The sequence below is a fragment of the Pseudomonas sp. NPDC089758 genome (assembly GCF_044748705.1).
GTDB classification, from domain to species: domain Bacteria; phylum Pseudomonadota; class Gammaproteobacteria; order Pseudomonadales; family Pseudomonadaceae; genus Aquipseudomonas; species Aquipseudomonas putida_X.
The window spans coordinates 157,363-175,572 of the sequence record NZ_JBIVGN010000002.1 but is presented as its reverse complement, the minus strand read 5'-3'; the positions used below and the strand labels follow the sequence as shown (position 1 = coordinate 175,572).

Genomic DNA, 18,210 nt, shown 5'->3' with positions numbered 1-18,210 from the left:
CGGGCTCAGATCAGGCTGGCGGTGGGGGCGACGCAGGCGAAGTTGTCGGCCATGACGGCCATTTCGCACTCGTGAATCTGCGCAGCGGGAATCACGTGGTCTTTCAAGGCCAGGTCGCGGGTCGCCGAAGCGTCTTGCACCAGGGTGCAACGATAACCATAGTCCTTGGCCCGGCGTACGGTGGTGCTGACGCTGGAATGGCTCATGAAGCCGCAGACGATCAGGTCCAGGTGCCCCAGCTCCTGCAGGGTTTCGTGCAGCTTGGTGTTCTTGAAGGCATTTGGCATGCGCTTTTCGATGATTATTTCACCGTCGCGTGGCTCCAGCCCCGGGATGAATTCACCGGCAGGGCCTTGTGGGTCGAAGCGACCGCCGACGGTACCGAGGTGGCGGACGTGGATGATCGGACGGCCAGCCTTGCGGGCGGCGTCGAGCAACCTGGCGATGTTGGCCACGGCCTCGTCCATGCCCGACAGCGCGAGCGGACCACTGAGGTACTCTTTTTGCGCATCGATGACGATCAGGCTGGCTTGGCTCAGCTTGGCCGGCGGGTAATCGCGACCAGTGAGGCGGAACATCGTGGTTGGAACGGACATCAAGGGCTCCTTGGAAGGGCTTTTGTATCGCTATTCTCCCTTGCCTTGGCGCCAATGGGAATGGTTGACAACCAAACCTGCGCAGTTACTGGCCTGTGGCTACCCACTGGGCGATCCGCAGGAACATTTGTGCGGTGCGGGCTGTTAGACTTTTATCCAGATATCAATAGGAGTACCCCGTGATCACATCTCGTCTGCGCACCTTGCGCGACCATATCCGCTGGGCAGTCAGCCGCTTCCACGAGCACGAGCTGTTTTTCGGCCATGGTGCCGACAACGCCTGGGATGAAGCCCGCCTGCTGGTGCTGGGCGCCGTGCACCTGCCGTGGGAAATCGCCGACAGCTACCTGGATTGCCAGCTTGAGGACGACGAGCGTGTACGCCTGCAGCACCTGCTCAAGCGCCGTATCGAAGACCGTGTACCCACGGCATACCTGTTGGGTGAGGCGTGGTTCTGCGGTATGTCATTCATCGTGGACGAGCGTGTGCTGGTACCGCGTTCGCCGATCGGCGAGCTGATCGAAAATCGCTTCGAGCCGTGGCTGGCCAGCGAGCCTGCGCGCATTCTCGACCTGTGCACCGGCTCGGGTTGCATCGGTATCGTGGCGGCCGAAGTGTTCCCCGAGGCCGAGGTGGTGTTGGCCGACCTGTCCTTCGAAGCGCTTGAAGTGGCCAACCAGAACATCGAACGCCACGGCCTGGACGAGCGTGTGTACACGGTGCAGGGCGACGGCTTTGCGGGCCTGCCGGGGCAGCGCTTCGACCTGATCCTGTCCAACCCGCCGTATGTCGATGCCGAGGACTTCGGCGACATGCCGGCCGAGTATCACCACGAGCCGAAGATGGGCCTGGCCTGCGGCAACGATGGCCTGGACCTGGTGCGGCGCATGCTGGCCGAGGCGGCCGAGCACCTGACTGAGAAGGGCCTGCTGATTGTCGAGGTGGGCAATAGCCAGGTGCATGTCGAGCAACTGTACCCGGAGGTCGACTTCGCCTGGCTGGACTTCGAGCGCGGTGGGCATGGGGTGTTCATGCTGACGGCAGAGCAGTGCCGGCAGCATCAGGAACTGTTCAAGGCCCGCCTCTGATCGGGGCTTGACGGGATAGGGGCATGCCCAGGTTGCACGGTCTCAACCGCTGCAGCACCCGTGGCATGCACCCGCCCGCGCTAGCGGGTGGCAATCCAGATCAGCAACCCTGCCTGGAACACCGCGAACGCCACCAGGCAGGTAATGGTAAAGCGCAGCCCGCTATCCTCGCGGCGGTACTTGGCCACCCGCTCATCACGCTCGCGCAGTTGCGCTTCCTTTTCCAAAAGGTTCTGCTCGGCCTGCTGCAGCATCCCGGCCGCTTCGAGCATGGTCACCCGCTGCACTTTCTCACTGTTCCAGCCGCCCTTGAGTTGGCCCACCGTGGCCTCCACCGTGCGGCCTTTGAGGTGCTGCCCGTCGGTGTACTCGACCTCAAGGCCGGTCGCGGTCAGGAAGCGGTCGCGGCGCAGGCGTGTGTCCTCGTTCAGCGCGTCCTTGTTCGGCAGCGCCACGCCTTCAATGTGGTAATGCGGCCACTTGCGCTGCAACCACTGCACCGCCTGGGCCAGCATGAAGCGCCCCAGGCCGCGGTTCAGTGGCTCCAGCTGCAGGCCGCTGTCGCTGCCGAGGCTCACCCGCCGCTCAAGGTGGTCGACCCGCACATCCAGTTGGTTCTGCTCCTTGCGCACCTTCTGCCCGGGCAGGCGGATTTCCATACGCAGCAGGCTGTGCGCCTTGTCGTGGCGCTCGGCGTGGCCGAACTCGACGAAACGCAACGGCCGTGCGCCGCTGTTGCGGTCGGTGGGCAGCGGCGCCAGGCGCAGCAGCTGAAAGTGTTCTACTGCCAGGTCAGCCCAGGGCAGCACGGGGCTGTCCGGGGCTTGCGGCTCTTCGGCCGGCTCTACGGCGGCGGGGGCGTCGGTCATCAGGGCGTTCTCACATGCAAGCCAATACCGAGCTTATCGGCCGTATCGCCCAGGACCTGAGGCCATTGTGCAGCGATCTCCTCAGGCTGAGGGCAACTGATGAATGAACGTCACCACCCGCTGACCCAGCTCACGGGCCAGCGGCAGTTCAGGGTTCAGATAGCTGTCGCGCTGTTCGCTCATGGCTTTGGGGCTGATGCGCAGCATGTGGTTCATGCCGTCGATCAGTACCAGCTGGGCATCGGGTTTGGCCGCCTTCAGGCGTTCGGCATCGGCCACATCGACCTGCACGTCGTTGCGTCCCTGGATGATCAGCGCCGGCATCGGCAGGCGGGCGAAGGCCTTGGCCGGGTCCTGCCGGAACAGTGAGATCAGGTAGGGCTGCACGCTGGGGCGGAAAACCTGACGCAGGGGCGCGGGTACATCCAGGCTGGTCTGCCCGGCCTGCAGGCGGTCGAGCAGGGCGCTGGTGCGGGCCAGTTGCGCGGGTGGCATGCGCTGCGCCAGTTGCTCGCGCAGCACATCGGCAATGGGCCGGCCGCTGCCGGCCAGGGTGATTACCGCGCTGGCGCCGGCCTGCTCGGCGGCCAGGCTGGCGATCAGTGCGCCTTCGCTGTGGCCGACCAGTATCAGCGGGCCGAAGCGCGGGTCAGCCTTGAGCTTGCGGCTCCAGGCCACCACGTCGGCAACGTAACGCTCGACACTGAGGTTGCGCTCATCGGGGGTGGCCGGCAGGCTGGCGGCGACGCCGCGCTTGTCGTAACGCACGCTGGCAATGTGCTCATTGGCCAGCAGCAGCGCCAGGCGCTTGAGGTTGTCGATACGCCCCGAGGCCGGGTTGTTGCCGTCGCGGTCGGTGGGGCCGGAGCCGGCGATGATCAACACCACAGGGGGTGGGGTGGCCTGCTGCGGCAACAGCAGGCTGCCATGCAGCACGCCCTGGCCTGTGTCCAGGTCGATAGGGCGTTGCAGGACGGTGGGTGAGGCTGCCTGGGCAAGGCCGGTGCACAGCAGGAGGAACAGGGCGACGAAGCGCGGCATCATGCGGTACTACATGGGGAGATGTGGCGTTTGACCCAATGTTCGTGGGAAGGTTCGGCAGATGGCATGGCGATGATCGCTTCTCGCCGGCAGCTGGTGACAGGGCGCTCACAGAGCGGCGTTCCATCTGTATACTGCTGCTCTCGTCAATTTCAGGCAGACTCGCGGAGCGTCCATGTCCGGCAATACCTACGGCAAGCTGTTCACTGTCACCACCGCTGGCGAAAGCCATGGCCCGGCGTTGGTCGCCATTGTCGATGGCTGCCCTCCGGGCCTGGAACTCTCCCTCGCCGACCTGCAGCATGACCTCGACCGGCGTAAGCCCGGTACCAGCCGGCACACCACCCAGCGCCAGGAACCGGACGAAGTGGAGATACTCTCCGGCGTGTTCGAGGGCCGTACCACCGGTTGCTCGATCGGCCTGCTGATCCGCAACACCGATCAGAAGTCCAAGGACTACTCGACGATCAAGGACCTGTTCCGCCCGGCCCACGCGGACTACACCTACCACCACAAGTATGGCCTGCGCGACTACCGCGGCGGTGGCCGCAGCTCGGCCCGTGAAACTGCCATGCGCGTAGCGGCCGGTGCCATCGCCAAGAAGTACCTGGCCACCCAGGGCATTCAGGTGCGCGGCTACATGAGCCAGCTGGGGCCGATCGAAATCCCCTTCAAGACCTGGGATTCGGTGCAGGACAACGCATTCTTCAGCCCCGACCCGGACAAGGTGCCAGAGCTGGAGGCTTACATGGACCAGCTGCGCCGCGACCAGGACTCGGTCGGGGCGAAAATCACCGTGGTGGCCGAAGGCGTGATGCCGGGCCTGGGTGAGCCGATTTTCGATCGCCTGGACGCGGAGCTGGCCCATGCGCTGATGAGCATCAACGCGGTGAAGGGCGTTGAAATCGGTGCCGGCTTCGCCAGCATCGCCCAGCGCGGCACCGAGCACCGCGATGAGCTGACCCCTGAAGGCTTCCTCAGCAATAATGCGGGGGGGATTCTGGGCGGTATCAGCTCGGGCCAGCCGATCGTCGCCCACCTGGCGCTCAAGCCGACCTCCAGCATCACCGTGCCGGGCCGCTCGATCGACGTGGACGGCAACCCGGTCGATGTCGTCACCAAAGGCCGTCATGACCCGTGCGTTGGCATTCGCGCAACGCCGATCGCCGAGGCGATGATGGCCATCGTGCTGATGGATCACCTGCTGCGTCACCGGGCGCAGAATGCTGAAGTGAAGGTCGCTACTCCGGTTCTGCGCCAGCTCTGATTCGACAGTACCGGCCTCATCGCCGGCAAGCCGGCTCCCACCGGGATCGCGCCAGCTTTTAGGTGTTGAGCAAAACAGCTGCCCCGCAATGTCCAGCGGGGCCAGCTCTGATTTCACGTGCTGCCCCAGTGGGAGCCGGCTTGCCGGCGATAGGGCCGGTACAGGCAATATCCCTTTCTGGCTGAGCCCTGATGACTGCAATCCCCTACTGGCGCCTGTCCAGCTTCTACCTCTTCTACTTCGCTCTCCTGGGTTCGACGGCCCCATTCCTGGCCCTGTACTTCGACCACCTCGGCTTCCCCCCGGCACGTATCGGCGAGCTGGTGGCCATCCCCATGCTGATGCGCTGCGTCGCGCCCAACCTGTGGGGCTGGTTGGGTGATCGCAGCGGCCAGCGGCTGCTGATCGTGCGCCTCGGCGCGCTGTGTACCCTGGCCACCTTTGCACTGATCTTCTTCGGCAAAAGCTACGCCTGGCTGGCGATGGTCATGGCCCTGCACGCGTTCTTCTGGCATGCGGTGCTGCCGCAGTTCGAGGTGATCACCCTGGCCCATCTGCACGGGCAGACCGCGCGCTACAGCCAGGTGCGCCTGTGGGGTTCGATCGGTTTCATCCTCACCGTGGTCGGGCTTGGGCGATTGTTCGAATGGCTGAGCCTCGATATCTACCCGGTCGCCCTGGTGACCATCATGGCGGGCATCGTCGCGGCCAGCCTGTGGGTGCCCAATGCCCAGCCGGTGGAGCAGGGCGAGCGGCGCGGCGCGGGCGGCTTTCTGCGCCAGTTGCGGGCGCCTGGTGTGGTTGCCTTCTACCTGTGCGTGGCATTGATGCAGCTCAGCCATGGGCCTTACTACACCTTCCTCACGTTGCACCTGGAACACCTGGGCTACAGCCGCAGTGCCATCGGCCTGCTCTGGGCGCTGGGGGTGGTGGCTGAAGTACTTGTCTTCATGGCCATGAGCCGCATCTTCACGCGCTTCAGTGTGCAGCAAGTGCTGCTGGCCAGCTTCCTGTTGGCCGCCCTGCGCTGGCTGCTGCTGGGTAACCTGGCGGGCGAGCCGGGTGTGTTGGTTTTCGCCCAGGTGCTGCACGCGGCCACGTTCGGCTGCTTCCATGCCGCCTCCATCGCGTTCGTCCAGGCCAGCTTCGGCGCCCGTCAGCAAGGCCAGGGCCAGGCATTGTATGCGGCGCTGTCGGGCACCGGCGGTGCGCTGGGGGCATTGTATTCGGGCTACAGCTGGAAGCTGCTGGGCCCCACGTTCACCTTTGGTATGGCCAGCGCCGCAGCGCTTGCGGCAGCCGTTATCATTGCCACTCGTTCGAAATCGACCAGGACCTGACGCTGATGAGCATCCTCTGTGTATTCCACCCGTCCAGCCCGGCCTTGCCGAACAAGGTATTGACCCACCACGACGACATCGCTGCAACGTTGGCAGAGCAGGGCGTGCGTTTTGACCACGCTGCGCTGGCGCTGCGCATTCGGCCAGGCAGCAGCGAGGATGAGGTGATGAGCACCTGCCGCGAACACCTTGACCGGCTGATGACCGCCCAAGGCTGCACAGCCTTCAGTGTGCTCAACCGCGACGGTGCCGACCCGGCGCAGGTCGACTTGCGCGATGAGCATGCGCATGACGTGGACGAAGTGTTTGCCTTGATTACAGGCCGCGCCCAAATCGGGCTGCGCCTGGGTGACTATGTGTATGCGCTGGTGTGTGAGAAAGGCGACCAGCTGGTGATCCCGGCAGGGAGCCGGCGCTGGGTGGAGCTGGGGGACAATCCGTTTTGCCTGGCACTGCGTTTGTACACCAGTGAGCAGGGCTTGCAGCCACGCTTTACCGGGGATGAAACAGCGCGGGCCTACGCAGGCATCGACGAGTTCTAGTGTCCGCTCCGGCCCCTCGTGGGCAAGCCTGTGCCTACAGAAACCCCGCCATCCCTATGGGCAATGCAGTTTCTGAGGGCGCAGGTTTACCCGCGAGCGGCCGGTGCAGACAAAACTCAACGATAGGTCGGCAGCGCGAAACGCTGCTGGCTTTGCAGCATCGAGATCACCGGCAATTCACTGGCTTGCTCGGCCAGGTCGCGGCGGATGGCGCTGATCGCCCAGGACAGCTGTTCGGCGCTGTGCAGTTGGGCGTAGGTCAGCACGCGACGGGTAACCCGGCCATCAGTGGCGCGCAGCGTCAGCAGGATGCCGCCATCGGGGCGAGGCTGGGTGGTGACCTGGTAGGCCGAGAACACCGAGACGAACTTTTCCTGAATGAGGTCCATATCAACTCCTGACTGATGTGTGGGCAGACGTGAGTTGATCATTGCAGTGACCGTGCCAAACCTCGTGCTTCGTAAAAATCCTTTATTTTCAGCGGCTTAGGGTAATCTACCGAGAGGCGGTTCCGTGCAGGCTGCATGGTCGTGCATTTTGCACAGTGCATTTTGCACGAGGTGGTCGATGGCTATCGGCGCTATAGATTCTGAACCTTTGACCTGCTTGGCTTGCCTGACAAACACTTGGGCAATCTTTTCTGCCAGGAGGTTCCAGATGTCTGAACAACAAGCACCCGCCGCCATGACCGATGACGAGACCGCAGCGTTCGCCGAGCAGGTCTTCGAGCGTGCCCGCCAGGGGGATGCCGAGATGCTCGAGCGTCTTCTGGCCAGTGGCTTGCCGGCCAATCTGCGCAACCATAAAGGCGACACGCTGCTGATGTTGGCCAGCTACCATGGCCACCATGATGCGGTTCGTGTTTTGCTGAGCCATGGCGCCGACCCGCTGGTTGCCAACGACAACGGCCAGCTTCCGATCGCGGGTGCTGCGTTCAAGGGTGACCTGGCCATGATCCAGCTTTTGCTGGAGCACGGCGTGCCGGTCGACGCCGCTGCGCAGGATGGGCGTACCGCGCTGATGCTGGCGGCGATGTTCAACCGTGTAGAGATTCTTGACCACCTGCTGGCCCAGGGGGCCGACCCGGCACGCCAGGATGCGCGCGGTGCCACTGCGCTGATGGCGGCGAATACCATGGGCGCAGTCGACACCGCTGCGCGCTTGCAGGCGCTAGCCGGCTAACGGCCTGGGGGCGTTTGCGGCTATCCTTGGCGACTTTTCACCCGTCGCAGGCCCCCTTCATGAAAAACCAGTTGCTCGAATTCATCAGCCTGATCGGCGCCGGCTGCATGCGCGATGAAGACATCGAGCGCATCGCCGACGAGGCCGCGCAGGCCTACGCCGACCCCGCTGCCTTCCTCGCCGCCAACCCGGACATCAATTACGACGACAGCTTCCCGATCCCGCTGGGCGAGTGGGTAGTGCTCGGCAGCCTGCCGGACACCGTGGTGTTCCAGGCCGACAGCTATCAGGAGCTGTTCCAGCACATCTGTGGTTCGTTCGACAAGAGCGTACCGTTCACCCTCAAGCCCAAGCAGCTTGCGCGTACCGAGCCGTTGACGGCGCTCAATCGCATCCAGGTGCAGATGGCCGCGTTGAACAAAGAGGCTGGTGGTTATGTGCTGCTCAACTTCAGCCAGTTGCTCGATGATGAGCTGCAGGTGGTGATGGTTGGCCAGAATGACCTGGCGCGGGTGCTGGAACTGGGGGCTGAGCTGGGGATCAAGGTAGAGCCTGCCTTGGAGGCGTTGAAGGTCGCTGTTCACGTCTGACGTTCAGGGCTGTGGCCACCGGCCCTATCGCCGGCAAGCCGGCTCCCACCACGACCGCGCAGTTCTTACGGCCAGCGCTTCACCTGTGGATGCAACCGTCTTGCCCAATTCCTGAAAACCAGCGCAAATCCATGTGGGAGCCGGCTTGCCGGCGATCACCGGCGAAGCCGGTGCCATCCAGCGCGGTTCAACCCAGCGCAGTATCCAGAAACATCATCACCGCAAACCCGCCCATCAGCCCCAGCGTGGCCGCCGTCTGATGCCCATTGCGGTGAGTCTCGGGTATCACCTCGTGAGACACCACGAACAGCATCGCCCCTGCCGCCAGCCCCATGCTGATGGGGTAGGCGAGGGCGAAACCGGTGGAGATCCCCAGCCCGATCACCGCGCCCAAGGGCTCCATCAGGCCCGAGCCAATCGCCACCAGCGCGGCCTTGAAGTTGGACAACCCGGTCGCGCGCAAGGCAAGCGCCACGGCCAGGCCCTCGGGGATGTCCTGAATGGCGATGGCGCTGGTCAGTGGCAGGCCGACCGTCATGTCGCCATTGGTGAAGCTCACGCCAATGGCCATGCCCTCGGGCAGGTTGTGCAGGGTGATCGCCAGCACGAATAACCACACCCGGCTGACGCGCTCAGCCTGGGGCCCGCAGGGGCCTGTGCTTTCGTGTTCGTGTGGGGTGAAGCGGTCGAGCCCGAGCATCAGCAGCACACCCAGGCCCATGCCTAGCACCACGGTAAACGCAGCGGCCGGGCCGTTGCCGGTAATTTCGCGGGCAGCCTCTAACCCCGGCAAAATCAGTGAAAACGAACTGGCGGCCAGCATCATGCCCGCCGCAAAGCCGAGCATCACGTCCTGGCTGCGTGCGCTGACATCGCGCAGCACCACGGCCAGTACAGCGCCCAGCGCCGTGGCACCGAAGCCGGACAGCCCGCCGAGCAGCGCCAGGTGCAGGTTGTCGGCATGTTCGCCGTTGACGGCGTTCCAGAAACTCGCCGCCAGCAGCACGATGATCGCCAGCAAGCTCACGCCCAGGCCCGCGCTGAGCCACGGCGTGTTGGCTGCCTGCTGGCGCCAGGCACTCAACAAGGAGTGCGAGGCGGGGGTTTGGGTCTGTGCTGGGGGCATGCGAACCTCGAATCTGTGAATGCTTGCAGTCTATCCAGTGACAGGCAGGGCAGGCCAAGGATTCCCTTCTATCGACCTGATAGCTGACTATGCTCGGCCACAGTGACGTTACAACGGAGTTTTTGCCATGGGTTCGACGTTCAACGGGCTGGTTGGCCTGATCATTCTGGCGCTGGATATCTGGGCAATCCTCAATGTGATCAAGAGCGGCACCAAGGTGGGGGTCAAACTGCTGTGGATCCTGCTCATCGCCTTGCTGCCGGTGATCGGCCTGGTGATCTGGGCCATTGCCGGCCCCAGGGGCAGTGTCCGCCTTGGATAGGGGCATTTTGCTGGCGCAGACAAAACCAGCAACAGCCTCGTGACAAAATTTTCACATTGGTTTAAAGAGAATCCGCACCCGCACAATGCTGCGTTGGTCTAACGCCGGCGCCATCCCGCAAACACGCAATCCTAGGATCTCCCCATTCATGGCTAACACGGATGCCTTGAACCAACAGGGCGCGCGAGCCTTTTCGCCGACCTTGAAATCGCACTTGGCCTATACGCTGTTGTGTGCCCTGGTGATCATGCTGATGCTCAGCCTGGTGCGCCTGGCGCTGCTGGTCTACAACAGTGACATGATCGGCGACACCCCTTACTCCACCGTTGCCGAAGGCTTCTTCAACGGTTTGCGCTTCGACCTGCGCGTGGTGGTGTACCTGAGCATCCCGTTGTTGCTGGCAATCCTGAGCCCATGGGCCATGGCCCGGCGTGGCCTGTTCCGCCTCTGGCTGACCATCACCGCGAGCGTGGTGATGTTCCTCGGCCTGATGGAGCTGGACTTCTACCGCGAGTTCCACCAGCGCCTCAACGGCCTGGTCTTCCAGTACATCCAGGAAGACCCGAAAACCGTCATGAGCATGCTCTGGTACGGTTTCCCAGTGGTCCGCTACCTGCTGGCCTGGCTGTTGGGCACCTGGCTGCTGAGCCTGGTGTTCAAGGGTATCGACCGCCTGACCCGTGGTGTCGGTGGTGATGGTGTTGCGCTGCAGCGCAGTGTTGCACCGTGGTATCACCGCCTGGCCGTGTTCATGGTCATCCTGCTGGTGGCAGTGGCTGCCGCCCGTGGCACCCTGCGCCAGGGCCCGCCGATGCGCTGGGGCGATGCCTTCACTACCGACTCCAACTTCGTCAACCAGTTGGGCCTCAACGGTACCCTGACCCTGATCGACGCTGCCAAGAGCCGTTTCGGTGAAGACCGTGCCAACATCTGGAAGCCGGTGCTGGAGCAAGACCTGGCTACGCAGACGGTACGTGAACAGCTGCTGACCCCCTACGACACGCTGGTCGATACCGACGAGGCTCCCGTGCGCCGGGACTTCGTGCCGCCGGCCGAAGGCACCTTGCCGATCAAGAACGTGGTGGTGATCCTCATGGAGAGCTTCGCCGGCCATTCGGTAGGCGCTCTGGGCAGCCCGAACAACATCACCCCGTACTTCGACAAGCTGGCCAAGGAGGGGTTGTTGTTCGACCGCTTCTTCTCCAACGGTACCCATACCCATCAGGGCATGTTCGCGACCATGGCCTGCTTCCCCAACCTGCCGGGCTTCGAATACCTGATGCAGACTCCGGAAGGCGGGCACAAGCTGTCGGGCCTGCCGGCGCTGCTGAGCCCTCGTGACTACGACGATGTGTACGTCTACAACGGTGACTTCGCCTGGGACAACCAGTCCGGTTTCTTTGGCAACCAGGGCATGACCACCTTCATCGGCCGCAACGACTTCGTCGACCCGGTGTTCTCCGACCCGACCTGGGGCGTTTCCGACCAGGACATGTTCGACCGGGGCCACGAAGAACTGGCCAAGCGTGATGGCAGCAAGCCGATCTACGCGCTGCTGCAGACGCTGTCCAATCACACGCCGTATGCCTTGCCCAAGGACCTGCCGGTGGAGAGGGTCACAGGCCAGGGCCGCCTGGACGAGCACCTGACAGCCATGCGCTACTCCGACTGGGCGCTGGGCCAGTTCTTCGAGAAGGCGCGCAAAGAGCCGTACTTCAAGGACACCCTGTTCGTCATCGTTGGCGACCATGGTTTCGGCAACCACCAGCAGGTCACCGAGCTGGACCTGGGCCGCTTCAACGTGCCGCTGCTGCTGATCGCGCCGGGTATCCAGGAGAAGTTCGGTGCGGTCAACCACACCGTGGGCACCCAGGTCGACATCGTGCCGACCATCATGGGCCGCCTGGGTGGCAAGGCACGGCACCAGTGCTGGGGCCGCGACCTGCTCAACCTGCCTGAGGGCGACCAGGGCATTGGCATGATCAAGCCGTCGGGCAGTGAGCAGATCGTTGGCCTGGTGCAGGGTGACCGCATCCTGATCGAGTCCAAGGACATGACACCGCGCCTGTACCGCTACCAGCTGGGCAGCGAGTTCAAGGCCGAGCTGATCGAAAGCCCGGACCAGCCACAGATGCTCAAGCAGCTCGAAGCGTTTATCCAGACCGCGACCAAGAGCTTGCTCGACAACACGGCTGGTGTGGTGCACGGCACACCGAAGTAACCTGCCAAGGGGCCGCTCTGCGGCCCATCGCCGGCAAGCCGGCTCCCACCACGACCGCGCAGTCCTTCAGGTCTGCGCTTCACCTGTGAAAGCAACTGTCTAGCTCACCTTCCAAAAGCTGGCGCGACCGCGCAGTCCTTCAGGCCTGCGCTTCACCTGTGAAGCACCTGCCTTACTCAACTTCCAAAGCTGGCGCAGATCCCTGTGTGTGCCGGCTTGCCGGCGATCATCGGCGAAGCCGGTGCCATGCACCGCTGTATCTGCATTGCCGGTCCGCCAGGCTGCGCCCACCACTAGCTGCAAATGACTGAACAATTCCCCGGGCCCATGGTCAAGCATTAACAGGCGTCACCCCCGATGTTCTCTGCTTGAGAGGGCTATTCAATGAAAGAGTGGGAAGTCATCTTTGCCGACCAGAAAGGCGAGCCAACCACATTGCTGATGCACGGCGAACAGTGCCCCAGCGAGGAAGAGGCAGCCCGTGCCATACGTTCGCATCTTTTCCCGGTCATGGATGAGCTGGACCTCAACGACTTCCAGGACCGTGCCCCATCCCCCACCGCACGTTGGCTCAAGGAGCAGAACGGCGTGGTCATCACCCGTATCCAGGAATCTTCCTGACCCGCACGGTTGGCGTGGTGCCGCACCAGGCACTACGCTAGTGGGAGGTGTTGGCCTGTTCTGCGGGGCTGCACCTGTCAATTCGCGTCTTGCATCAGCTCGAACTGCACGGCAATGCCGGCAGGTGCGTAGTGCACGGAAAGTCTATCCATTGCTTTATTCAGGAGGACGATTCATGAGCAGCCAGAACGACGATATCAGCAGCAATGTCCTGCGTCAGATGAAAGCTGGCGGTTTCGACTTCAGCCGTATCCACCCCATCGAGTTCTACGCGGTATTTCCAGATGAAGCCGGCGCGCGACGTGCGGCCGGGCAATTTCGTGGTGAGTCGCTCAATGCTCAGGTGCGAGAACGGGATGATGGTGTGTGGCACCTGGAATTGAGCAAGATCATGTATGCCACCTATGGCGGTATCGGCGACTTCGAAGAGGCCTTCGAGCAGGTCGTGTCACCCTACGGCGGCGAGGTCGAGGGGTGGGGCGTCAAGCAAGAACGGCCGATAGCCTGAAACCCACCGGGCTGCGTTTGCAGCCCGACCCAGTCGCCGGCCTGCCGGCGATTGGCCTTCAAGGCCTGCGCTTGGCCATATGCCCCAGGTAAGCCAGCAGGGCATCCAGTTCCTTTTCACTCAACACACTTTCGGCAAACCCCGGCATCCGCGCCTGGGGCCACTGCCTCAGGCTTTGCGGGTCGCGAATGTACTGGCGCAGGAACCCCGGCTGGAAATACTCGGTCGGGTTATGCGGCACGTTCAGGTCCGGGCCGAACTGGGCATCCCCCGCACCATTGAGCCGATGGCAGGCCAGGCAGTTTTGCTGGAACAGGGCAAAGCCCTGGCGCACCGGGTCTTCGGCCGGCAGCTTGGGGTCAGGCAGCAGTGCCGGGAAGCGTTGCTCCACCGTCGCCAGGCGGCGGATCGTGGCAATCTGGAACGGCCATTGCTCAGGGCGGATGCCGCTTGCCTGTGGTGCGGTCCACACCAGGTAGAATGGCCCGGCGCTGGGTTTGCCCTTGCCCAGTGCCGGCCACGGCGCGGCGGGGTCCTCGATGGCGAGCCAGGCGCGTGCCGGGCCCTTCTGCAGCAACGGCGCGGCCGGCATCTCGGCCGCGAAACCGTCCAGCGCCACGGCTTGCAGGTGATCATCTGCCTCGACGCCTTGCAACAGCGTGGCCAGCGGCACAGCGCGGTAACGCATGGGCCGTTTGTAGGACACGTCCTGTTCGATGTTTATGTCGCGTGCTTGCGGCATGCGCAGCAACTCGGCGCTGTCCAGAGTGCGCGATGTGCCATCGAGTTCCAGGTGCAGTTGTGCCGCCTGCAGGGGCAGGCTGAGGAAAAGGGCTAGCAGGGCAAAAAACAGGCGCATAGGGAGGCTCCGACCGTCATGGCCGGCAGGTTACCTGTGCGTTGCCCCTTGAGGCCACAGCCATCGTCATCCGAACAAACGTGTCAGGTTCGGCAAGATCAACAGCAACGTCGTGGCGAATAAGATGAGCCCAGCTTGGCGAATTTTCGATTGTCTGAACATGGCGGACCGCCTTCTTGTTGTTATTCCTGAATACCCGTTGGCTTCCCTGTCGCGTTTCGGGTCGATCACCGCAGCGTGCCTGCACGCTTTACCACTGACCTCTTTGAATCGATATACAACCAACAGTAGGGTGAACGTCATCCATGTTTAAGAACCCTTTGTTCTATCGACCTTGCATACTGATTGCCGGATGGCATGAGGCAAAAAGCCAGCCCTCTGACACGCTCTGGCTAGACAGGGGCGCAATACCCGGCGCCTATCCGACAAAATGTGACCGTTCGTCAGTGCAGCCTACTTGCTTGTACGTGCCTTTCACGGCAGTCTCTACAGCTGATTCCCACCCATGTCGTTCAGGACTATCCCTATGTCGTTACGCATCTGCATCCTTGAGACCGATGTCCTGCGACCGGAGTTGACCGCGCAGTACCAGGGCTACGGCAGGATGTTCGAGCAGCTCTTCTCGCGGCAGCCGATTGCAGCCGAGTTTTGTGTGTACAACGTGATGAACGGCGACTACCCCGCCGACGACGAACGTTTCGATGCCTACCTTGTGACAGGCAGCAAGGCGGACTCGTTCGGTTCAGATCCATGGATCCAGACCCTCAAGGCGTATCTGCTCAAGCTGTACCAGCGCGGCGAAAAGCTGCTGGGTGTGTGCTTCGGCCATCAGCTGCTGGCGTTGACCCTGGGTGGCAAGGCCGAGCGGGCTGACAAGGGCTGGGGCGTGGGCATCCACCGCTATTCGCTGGCGGCACATGCGCCGTGGATGGACCCTGAGGTGTCCGAGCTGACCCTGCTGATCAGCCACCAGGACCAGGTCACCGAACTGCCTGAAGGCGCTACGGTAATCGCCTCCAGCGATTTCTGCCCGAACGCGGCGTATCACATCCGCGATCAGGTGCTGTGCTTCCAGGGGCATCCGGAGTTCGTCCACGACTATTCGCGGGCCTTGCTCGATGCGCGTCAGGAATACCTGGGGGATGAGGTTTACCACAAGGCCGTGGCTAGCCTGGCCACTGAACACCAGGGCGACCTGGTCGGTGAGTGGATGATGCGCTTCATCCAGCAGCCAACCAAGGCCAGCGACAGCGCTGCCTGATGCACAGGGGCTGCGAACGCAGCCCCGACACGCTACAGCCAGCCGGAGCGCTTGAAGCTGGCGAACAGCCCGGCGCATCCCAGCCCGATCACCCCCAGCACCGCAAAATACCCGTAATGCCAGCCAAGCTCCGGCATGTTCTGGAAGTTCATCCCGTAGATCCCGGCAATCGCCGTGGGGAATGCCAGAATCGCCGCCCACGCTGCGAATTTGCGCTGCACGATGCTTTGCCGCCGTGACTCCAGCAGCATGCCGATCTCGATGGTCTGGCTGGCGATGTCGCGGATCCCGACCAAATCTTCCATCTGCCGCGTCACGTGGATCTGCACGTCGCGAAAGTAGGGGCGCATGTTCTTGTCGATGAACGGGAAGCTCAGGCGCTGCAGTTCCTCGCTTACCTCCACCATGGGCGCCACATAGCGGCGCAGGCGCAGGATGTCGCGGCGCAGGCTGTGCAGGCGGCGGATGTCGTCTTCGAGCAACGAGCCGGTGAGCACGCTTTGCTCCAGCTCTTCGATCTCGTCATGGATGGCTTCGCTGACCGGTTGGTAGTTTTCGGTGACGAAGTCCAGCAGTGCGTAAAGCACGAAATCTTCGCCGTGCTCCAACAGCAAGGGGCGCGCCTCGCAGCGTTGGCGCACCAGGGCATAGGATTTGGAGTGGCCATTGCGGCAGGTGATGACGTAGCCGTTGCCGGCGAAGATGTGGGTTTCGATGAACTCCAGCTTGCCCTCATGGCGCACGGGCGAATAGGTGACGATGAACAGCGCGTCGCCGAAGGTTTCGAGCTTGGGCCGGCTGTGTTTCTCCAGCGCGTCCTCGATGGCCAGTTCGTGCAGGTTGAACTGGCACTGCAGGTTGGCCAGTTCCTCGGCATTGGGCTCTTCCAGGCCGATCCAGACGAAATGCCCGGGCTTGCGTGCCCACTCGCTGCCCTCGTCGATGCTGATGTTGGTGACTTTTCTGCCGGCGCTGTACACCGCCGATGCCACGACTCGACCCATGGTTATCCACTTGTTTGGTTGCACACGATGTACAGCTTGGGCCGTAGGGGCGCTGAGGGCAACCTAGCGCTTGGCCAACTCGCCTTCCATGTGGTCGATGCACTGCTGCATCTGCCCACGGCACTGCTCGATCAAGGCCGGGAGGTCTTGCTGGGTCAGCCCTTCAGTAGCGATCGGCGGCAGTGAGCGCACGATCACCGTGCGGCGTCGCCAGCTGTTGAGCCCCAAACGGCGCGCATAGCGGCTGACGCACACCGGCACGATCGGTACGCCCGCCTCGAGCGCCATGTGGAAGGCGCCTTTCTTGAACGCCAGCAACTGGTCTGACGGGTTGCGCGTGCCCTCAGGGAAGATCCAGATCGACGTGTCGTCGCGCAGGATACGCGTGGTCACCTGCATGGCCTTGCGCGCCTGGTAAGCATTCTTGCGGTCCACCAGCACATTGCCGCCCAACCAGAACAACTGCCCGAACAGTGGGATCCAGCCGAGGCTTTTCTTGCCGATGGCGACCGTGCGCCGGGGCACCACATGGCCGAGGATGAACAGGTCGAAGTTGGACTGGTGGTTGGCGATGATCACACAGCCGGGTGGCTGGTCAGCCAGCGGGCCGACTTCGGCCTTGACCTCGATGCCCAGCAGCCGGGTGGCCGGCAGGCTGTAAAGGCGGGCGAAAATGCGGCTGTTGTCGCGGTTGAAGGGGCGCAGCACGCCGATCAGCAGGCCAATGGCCCCGACCAGCAGGAAGTGCAGCGCCAGCAGGAGCATGCGAAGGCAATAAAGCATGGTTTGGCTCACACCAGACAGTCGCGGTGCAGTGTACGGCTGTGCACTGGGTTGGGCAAACCTTGGGTTCGCGCCAATGGCCCTCTGGGCGGCGTGTCGGCCAGAGGGCCTGAGGGTCAACCCACTGGCTGCTGGTCCAGCTGGATGGCCTCATCCAGGGCGTCCAGCAGGCCCTTGCGCACCTTCAGCTTGGTGTTCTTGTGCGCCAGCATGTTCAGCTTCTTCAATTCACGCGCAGCGGCCAGCGCGGTGTCATGCAGCTGCTCGGCCGGCACCACCTTGTCGAGAAAGCCTGCTTGCATCGCGCCATGCGGGTCGAAGATTTCGGCATTGTTCACCGAGCGCTGGAAGGCTGCGCGGCTCAGGCGGTCGCGGGCCAGTTCGATGCCGGCGTGGTGCATGGTCATGCCGATCTGCACTTCGTTCAGGCAGATCTTGTACGGCCCCTCGACACCGATGCGGTAGTCGGCGGTCAACAACAGGAAGGCACCCTTGGCCACGGCGTTGCCGGGGCAGGCGACGATCACCGGGAACGGGTGAGAGAGCAGGCGACGGGCCAGGGTGGAGCCGGCGGTGACCAGGCTGATGGCTTCCTTGGGGCCTGCGGTCATCACTTTAAGGTCGTAGCCGCCAGACAGAATGCCCGGCTGGCCGGTGATGATGACCACGGCGCGATCTTCCTTGGCCCGGTCCAGGGCCGCGTTGAAGGCCGTGATGACATCCGGCGAGATAGCGTTGACCTTGCCGTTGTTGAGGGTCAGGGTGGCGATGCCGTCTTCGGCGTGGTAGGTAATCAGCTCGCTCATGGCTAGAGTCCTTTAGGGGGCGTGGCGACGACGTTACCCAGCGCTGCGGGCCAGGTAAAGCAGCAAGGCTGACCAGCCAGTCAGCGACCGGCCTTGATGCCTTGCGCAATCAGGGCAGGGCGTGCGGTTGCGGTAAAAGCGCTGGCGAGATTGGCAGCTTTGCCCTGGCAGGCTGGGGTTTTCC

Annotated in this window: 20 protein-coding genes; 11 read left to right on the top strand and 9 right to left on the bottom strand. The window is 63.1% G+C overall.

Features of this window, described 5'->3' with window-relative positions; genetic code table 11:
* Positions 1-5: 5 nt before the first annotated feature.
* Complete coding sequence (locus ACIPZH_RS03535; protein ID WP_400635149.1) at positions 6-596, bottom strand: cysteine hydrolase family protein; 591 nt, start codon at positions 594-596, stop codon at positions 6-8.
* A 179-nt stretch (positions 597-775) separates the two neighbouring features.
* Here ACIPZH_RS03535 and prmB point away from each other — a divergent pair, with 179 nt between their 5' ends.
* Positions 776-1,684: a 50S ribosomal protein L3 N(5)-glutamine methyltransferase gene (gene prmB / locus ACIPZH_RS03530; RefSeq protein ID WP_241802956.1), complete on the top strand. Its 909-nt coding sequence runs from the start codon at positions 776-778 to the stop codon at positions 1,682-1,684.
* An 80-nt stretch (positions 1,685-1,764) separates the two neighbouring features.
* Here prmB and ACIPZH_RS03525 read toward each other — a convergent pair whose 3' ends face one another.
* Together ACIPZH_RS03525 and ACIPZH_RS03520 are read right to left on the bottom strand one after the other, a co-directional pair.
* Positions 1,765-2,553 (bottom strand): hypothetical protein, encoded by a 789-nt coding sequence (locus tag ACIPZH_RS03525; protein ID WP_400630146.1) that lies wholly within the window; start codon positions 2,551-2,553, stop codon positions 1,765-1,767.
* 81 nt (positions 2,554-2,634) lie between these two features.
* Positions 2,635-3,597, bottom strand: coding sequence for an alpha/beta hydrolase (locus ACIPZH_RS03520; protein WP_241802958.1), 963 nt, complete (start codon positions 3,595-3,597; stop codon positions 2,635-2,637).
* A 172-nt stretch (positions 3,598-3,769) separates the two neighbouring features.
* Between ACIPZH_RS03520 and aroC the strand changes: the two genes are divergently transcribed.
* The 3 genes from aroC (at position 3,770) to ACIPZH_RS03505 (ending at position 6,743) form a co-directional block, all read left to right on the top strand.
* Entirely contained in the window at positions 3,770-4,861 is a 1,092-nt protein-coding gene (gene aroC / locus ACIPZH_RS03515; protein ID WP_241802959.1) for a chorismate synthase, read from the top strand.
* 188 nt (positions 4,862-5,049) lie between these two features.
* Complete coding sequence (locus ACIPZH_RS03510; protein WP_241803395.1) at positions 5,050-6,201, top strand: MFS transporter; 1,152 nt, start codon at positions 5,050-5,052, stop codon at positions 6,199-6,201.
* Between the two features lie 5 nt (positions 6,202-6,206).
* Positions 6,207-6,743, top strand: a complete 537-nt coding sequence (locus tag ACIPZH_RS03505) for an oxidase (protein ID WP_400635147.1) — start codon at positions 6,207-6,209, stop codon at positions 6,741-6,743.
* 116 nt (positions 6,744-6,859) lie between these two features.
* On the opposite strand, the gene ACIPZH_RS03500 is transcribed toward ACIPZH_RS03505, so the two are convergent.
* Positions 6,860-7,132 (bottom strand): DUF3509 domain-containing protein, encoded by a 273-nt coding sequence (locus ACIPZH_RS03500; RefSeq protein ID WP_349976092.1) that lies wholly within the window; start codon positions 7,130-7,132, stop codon positions 6,860-6,862.
* Positions 7,133-7,400: 268 nt separating this feature from the next.
* On the opposite strand from ACIPZH_RS03500, the gene ACIPZH_RS03495 reads away from it, so the two are divergent.
* Both ACIPZH_RS03495 and ACIPZH_RS03490 read left to right on the top strand, forming a co-directional pair.
* Positions 7,401-7,925 carry an ankyrin repeat domain-containing protein gene (locus ACIPZH_RS03495; RefSeq protein WP_400635145.1) on the top strand — a complete coding sequence of 175 codons (525 nt, stop codon included), beginning with the start codon at positions 7,401-7,403 and terminating at the stop codon, positions 7,923-7,925.
* A 59-nt stretch (positions 7,926-7,984) separates the two neighbouring features.
* Positions 7,985-8,515: a hypothetical protein gene (locus tag ACIPZH_RS03490; RefSeq protein ID WP_400635143.1), complete on the top strand. Its 531-nt coding sequence runs from the start codon at positions 7,985-7,987 to the stop codon at positions 8,513-8,515.
* A gap of 187 nt (positions 8,516-8,702) precedes the next feature.
* On the opposite strand, the gene ACIPZH_RS03485 is transcribed toward ACIPZH_RS03490, so the two are convergent.
* Complete coding sequence (locus tag ACIPZH_RS03485; protein ID WP_400635142.1) at positions 8,703-9,641, bottom strand: ZIP family metal transporter; 939 nt, start codon at positions 9,639-9,641, stop codon at positions 8,703-8,705.
* A 127-nt stretch (positions 9,642-9,768) separates the two neighbouring features.
* On the opposite strand from ACIPZH_RS03485, the gene ACIPZH_RS03480 reads away from it, so the two are divergent.
* From ACIPZH_RS03480 to ACIPZH_RS03465, 4 genes are all read left to right on the top strand, one after another.
* Positions 9,769-9,963 carry a PLDc N-terminal domain-containing protein gene (locus ACIPZH_RS03480; RefSeq protein ID WP_400635140.1) on the top strand — a complete coding sequence of 65 codons (195 nt, stop codon included), beginning with the start codon at positions 9,769-9,771 and terminating at the stop codon, positions 9,961-9,963.
* Between the two features lie 148 nt (positions 9,964-10,111).
* The gene (locus ACIPZH_RS03475) at positions 10,112-12,184 is read left to right on the top strand and encodes an LTA synthase family protein (RefSeq protein WP_400635138.1); all 2,073 of its coding nucleotides are present in this window, start codon (positions 10,112-10,114) and stop codon (positions 12,182-12,184) included.
* 384 nt (positions 12,185-12,568) lie between these two features.
* A complete protein-coding gene (locus ACIPZH_RS03470; RefSeq protein ID WP_241802966.1) occupies positions 12,569-12,805 on the top strand; it encodes a hypothetical protein in 237 nt (78 codons plus the stop codon).
* Positions 12,806-12,980: 175 nt separating this feature from the next.
* The gene (locus tag ACIPZH_RS03465; protein ID WP_241802967.1) at positions 12,981-13,313 is read left to right on the top strand and encodes a ribonuclease E inhibitor RraB; all 333 of its coding nucleotides are present in this window, start codon (positions 12,981-12,983) and stop codon (positions 13,311-13,313) included.
* 58 nt (positions 13,314-13,371) lie between these two features.
* On the opposite strand, the gene ACIPZH_RS03460 is transcribed toward ACIPZH_RS03465, so the two are convergent.
* Positions 13,372-14,172, bottom strand: coding sequence for a c-type cytochrome (locus tag ACIPZH_RS03460; protein WP_400635136.1), 801 nt, complete (start codon positions 14,170-14,172; stop codon positions 13,372-13,374).
* Between the two features lie 526 nt (positions 14,173-14,698).
* Here ACIPZH_RS03460 and ACIPZH_RS03455 point away from each other — a divergent pair.
* Positions 14,699-15,433 carry an amidotransferase gene (locus ACIPZH_RS03455; RefSeq protein WP_400630129.1) on the top strand — a complete coding sequence of 245 codons (735 nt, stop codon included), beginning with the start codon at positions 14,699-14,701 and terminating at the stop codon, positions 15,431-15,433.
* Positions 15,434-15,465: 32 nt separating this feature from the next.
* Here ACIPZH_RS03455 and ACIPZH_RS03450 read toward each other — a convergent pair whose 3' ends face one another.
* From ACIPZH_RS03450 to ACIPZH_RS03440, 3 genes are all read right to left on the bottom strand, one after another.
* The gene (locus ACIPZH_RS03450) at positions 15,466-16,437 is read right to left on the bottom strand and encodes a magnesium and cobalt transport protein CorA (protein WP_241802970.1); all 972 of its coding nucleotides are present in this window, start codon (positions 16,435-16,437) and stop codon (positions 15,466-15,468) included.
* A gap of 63 nt (positions 16,438-16,500) precedes the next feature.
* Complete coding sequence (locus ACIPZH_RS03445) at positions 16,501-17,220, bottom strand: 1-acyl-sn-glycerol-3-phosphate acyltransferase (protein ID WP_267821961.1); 720 nt, start codon at positions 17,218-17,220, stop codon at positions 16,501-16,503.
* A 116-nt stretch (positions 17,221-17,336) separates the two neighbouring features.
* On the bottom strand, positions 17,337-18,026 hold the full coding sequence (locus tag ACIPZH_RS03440) for a crotonase/enoyl-CoA hydratase family protein (protein WP_400635134.1): 690 nt from the start codon (positions 18,024-18,026) through the stop codon (positions 17,337-17,339).
* Between the last annotated feature and the right edge of the window lie 184 nt (positions 18,027-18,210).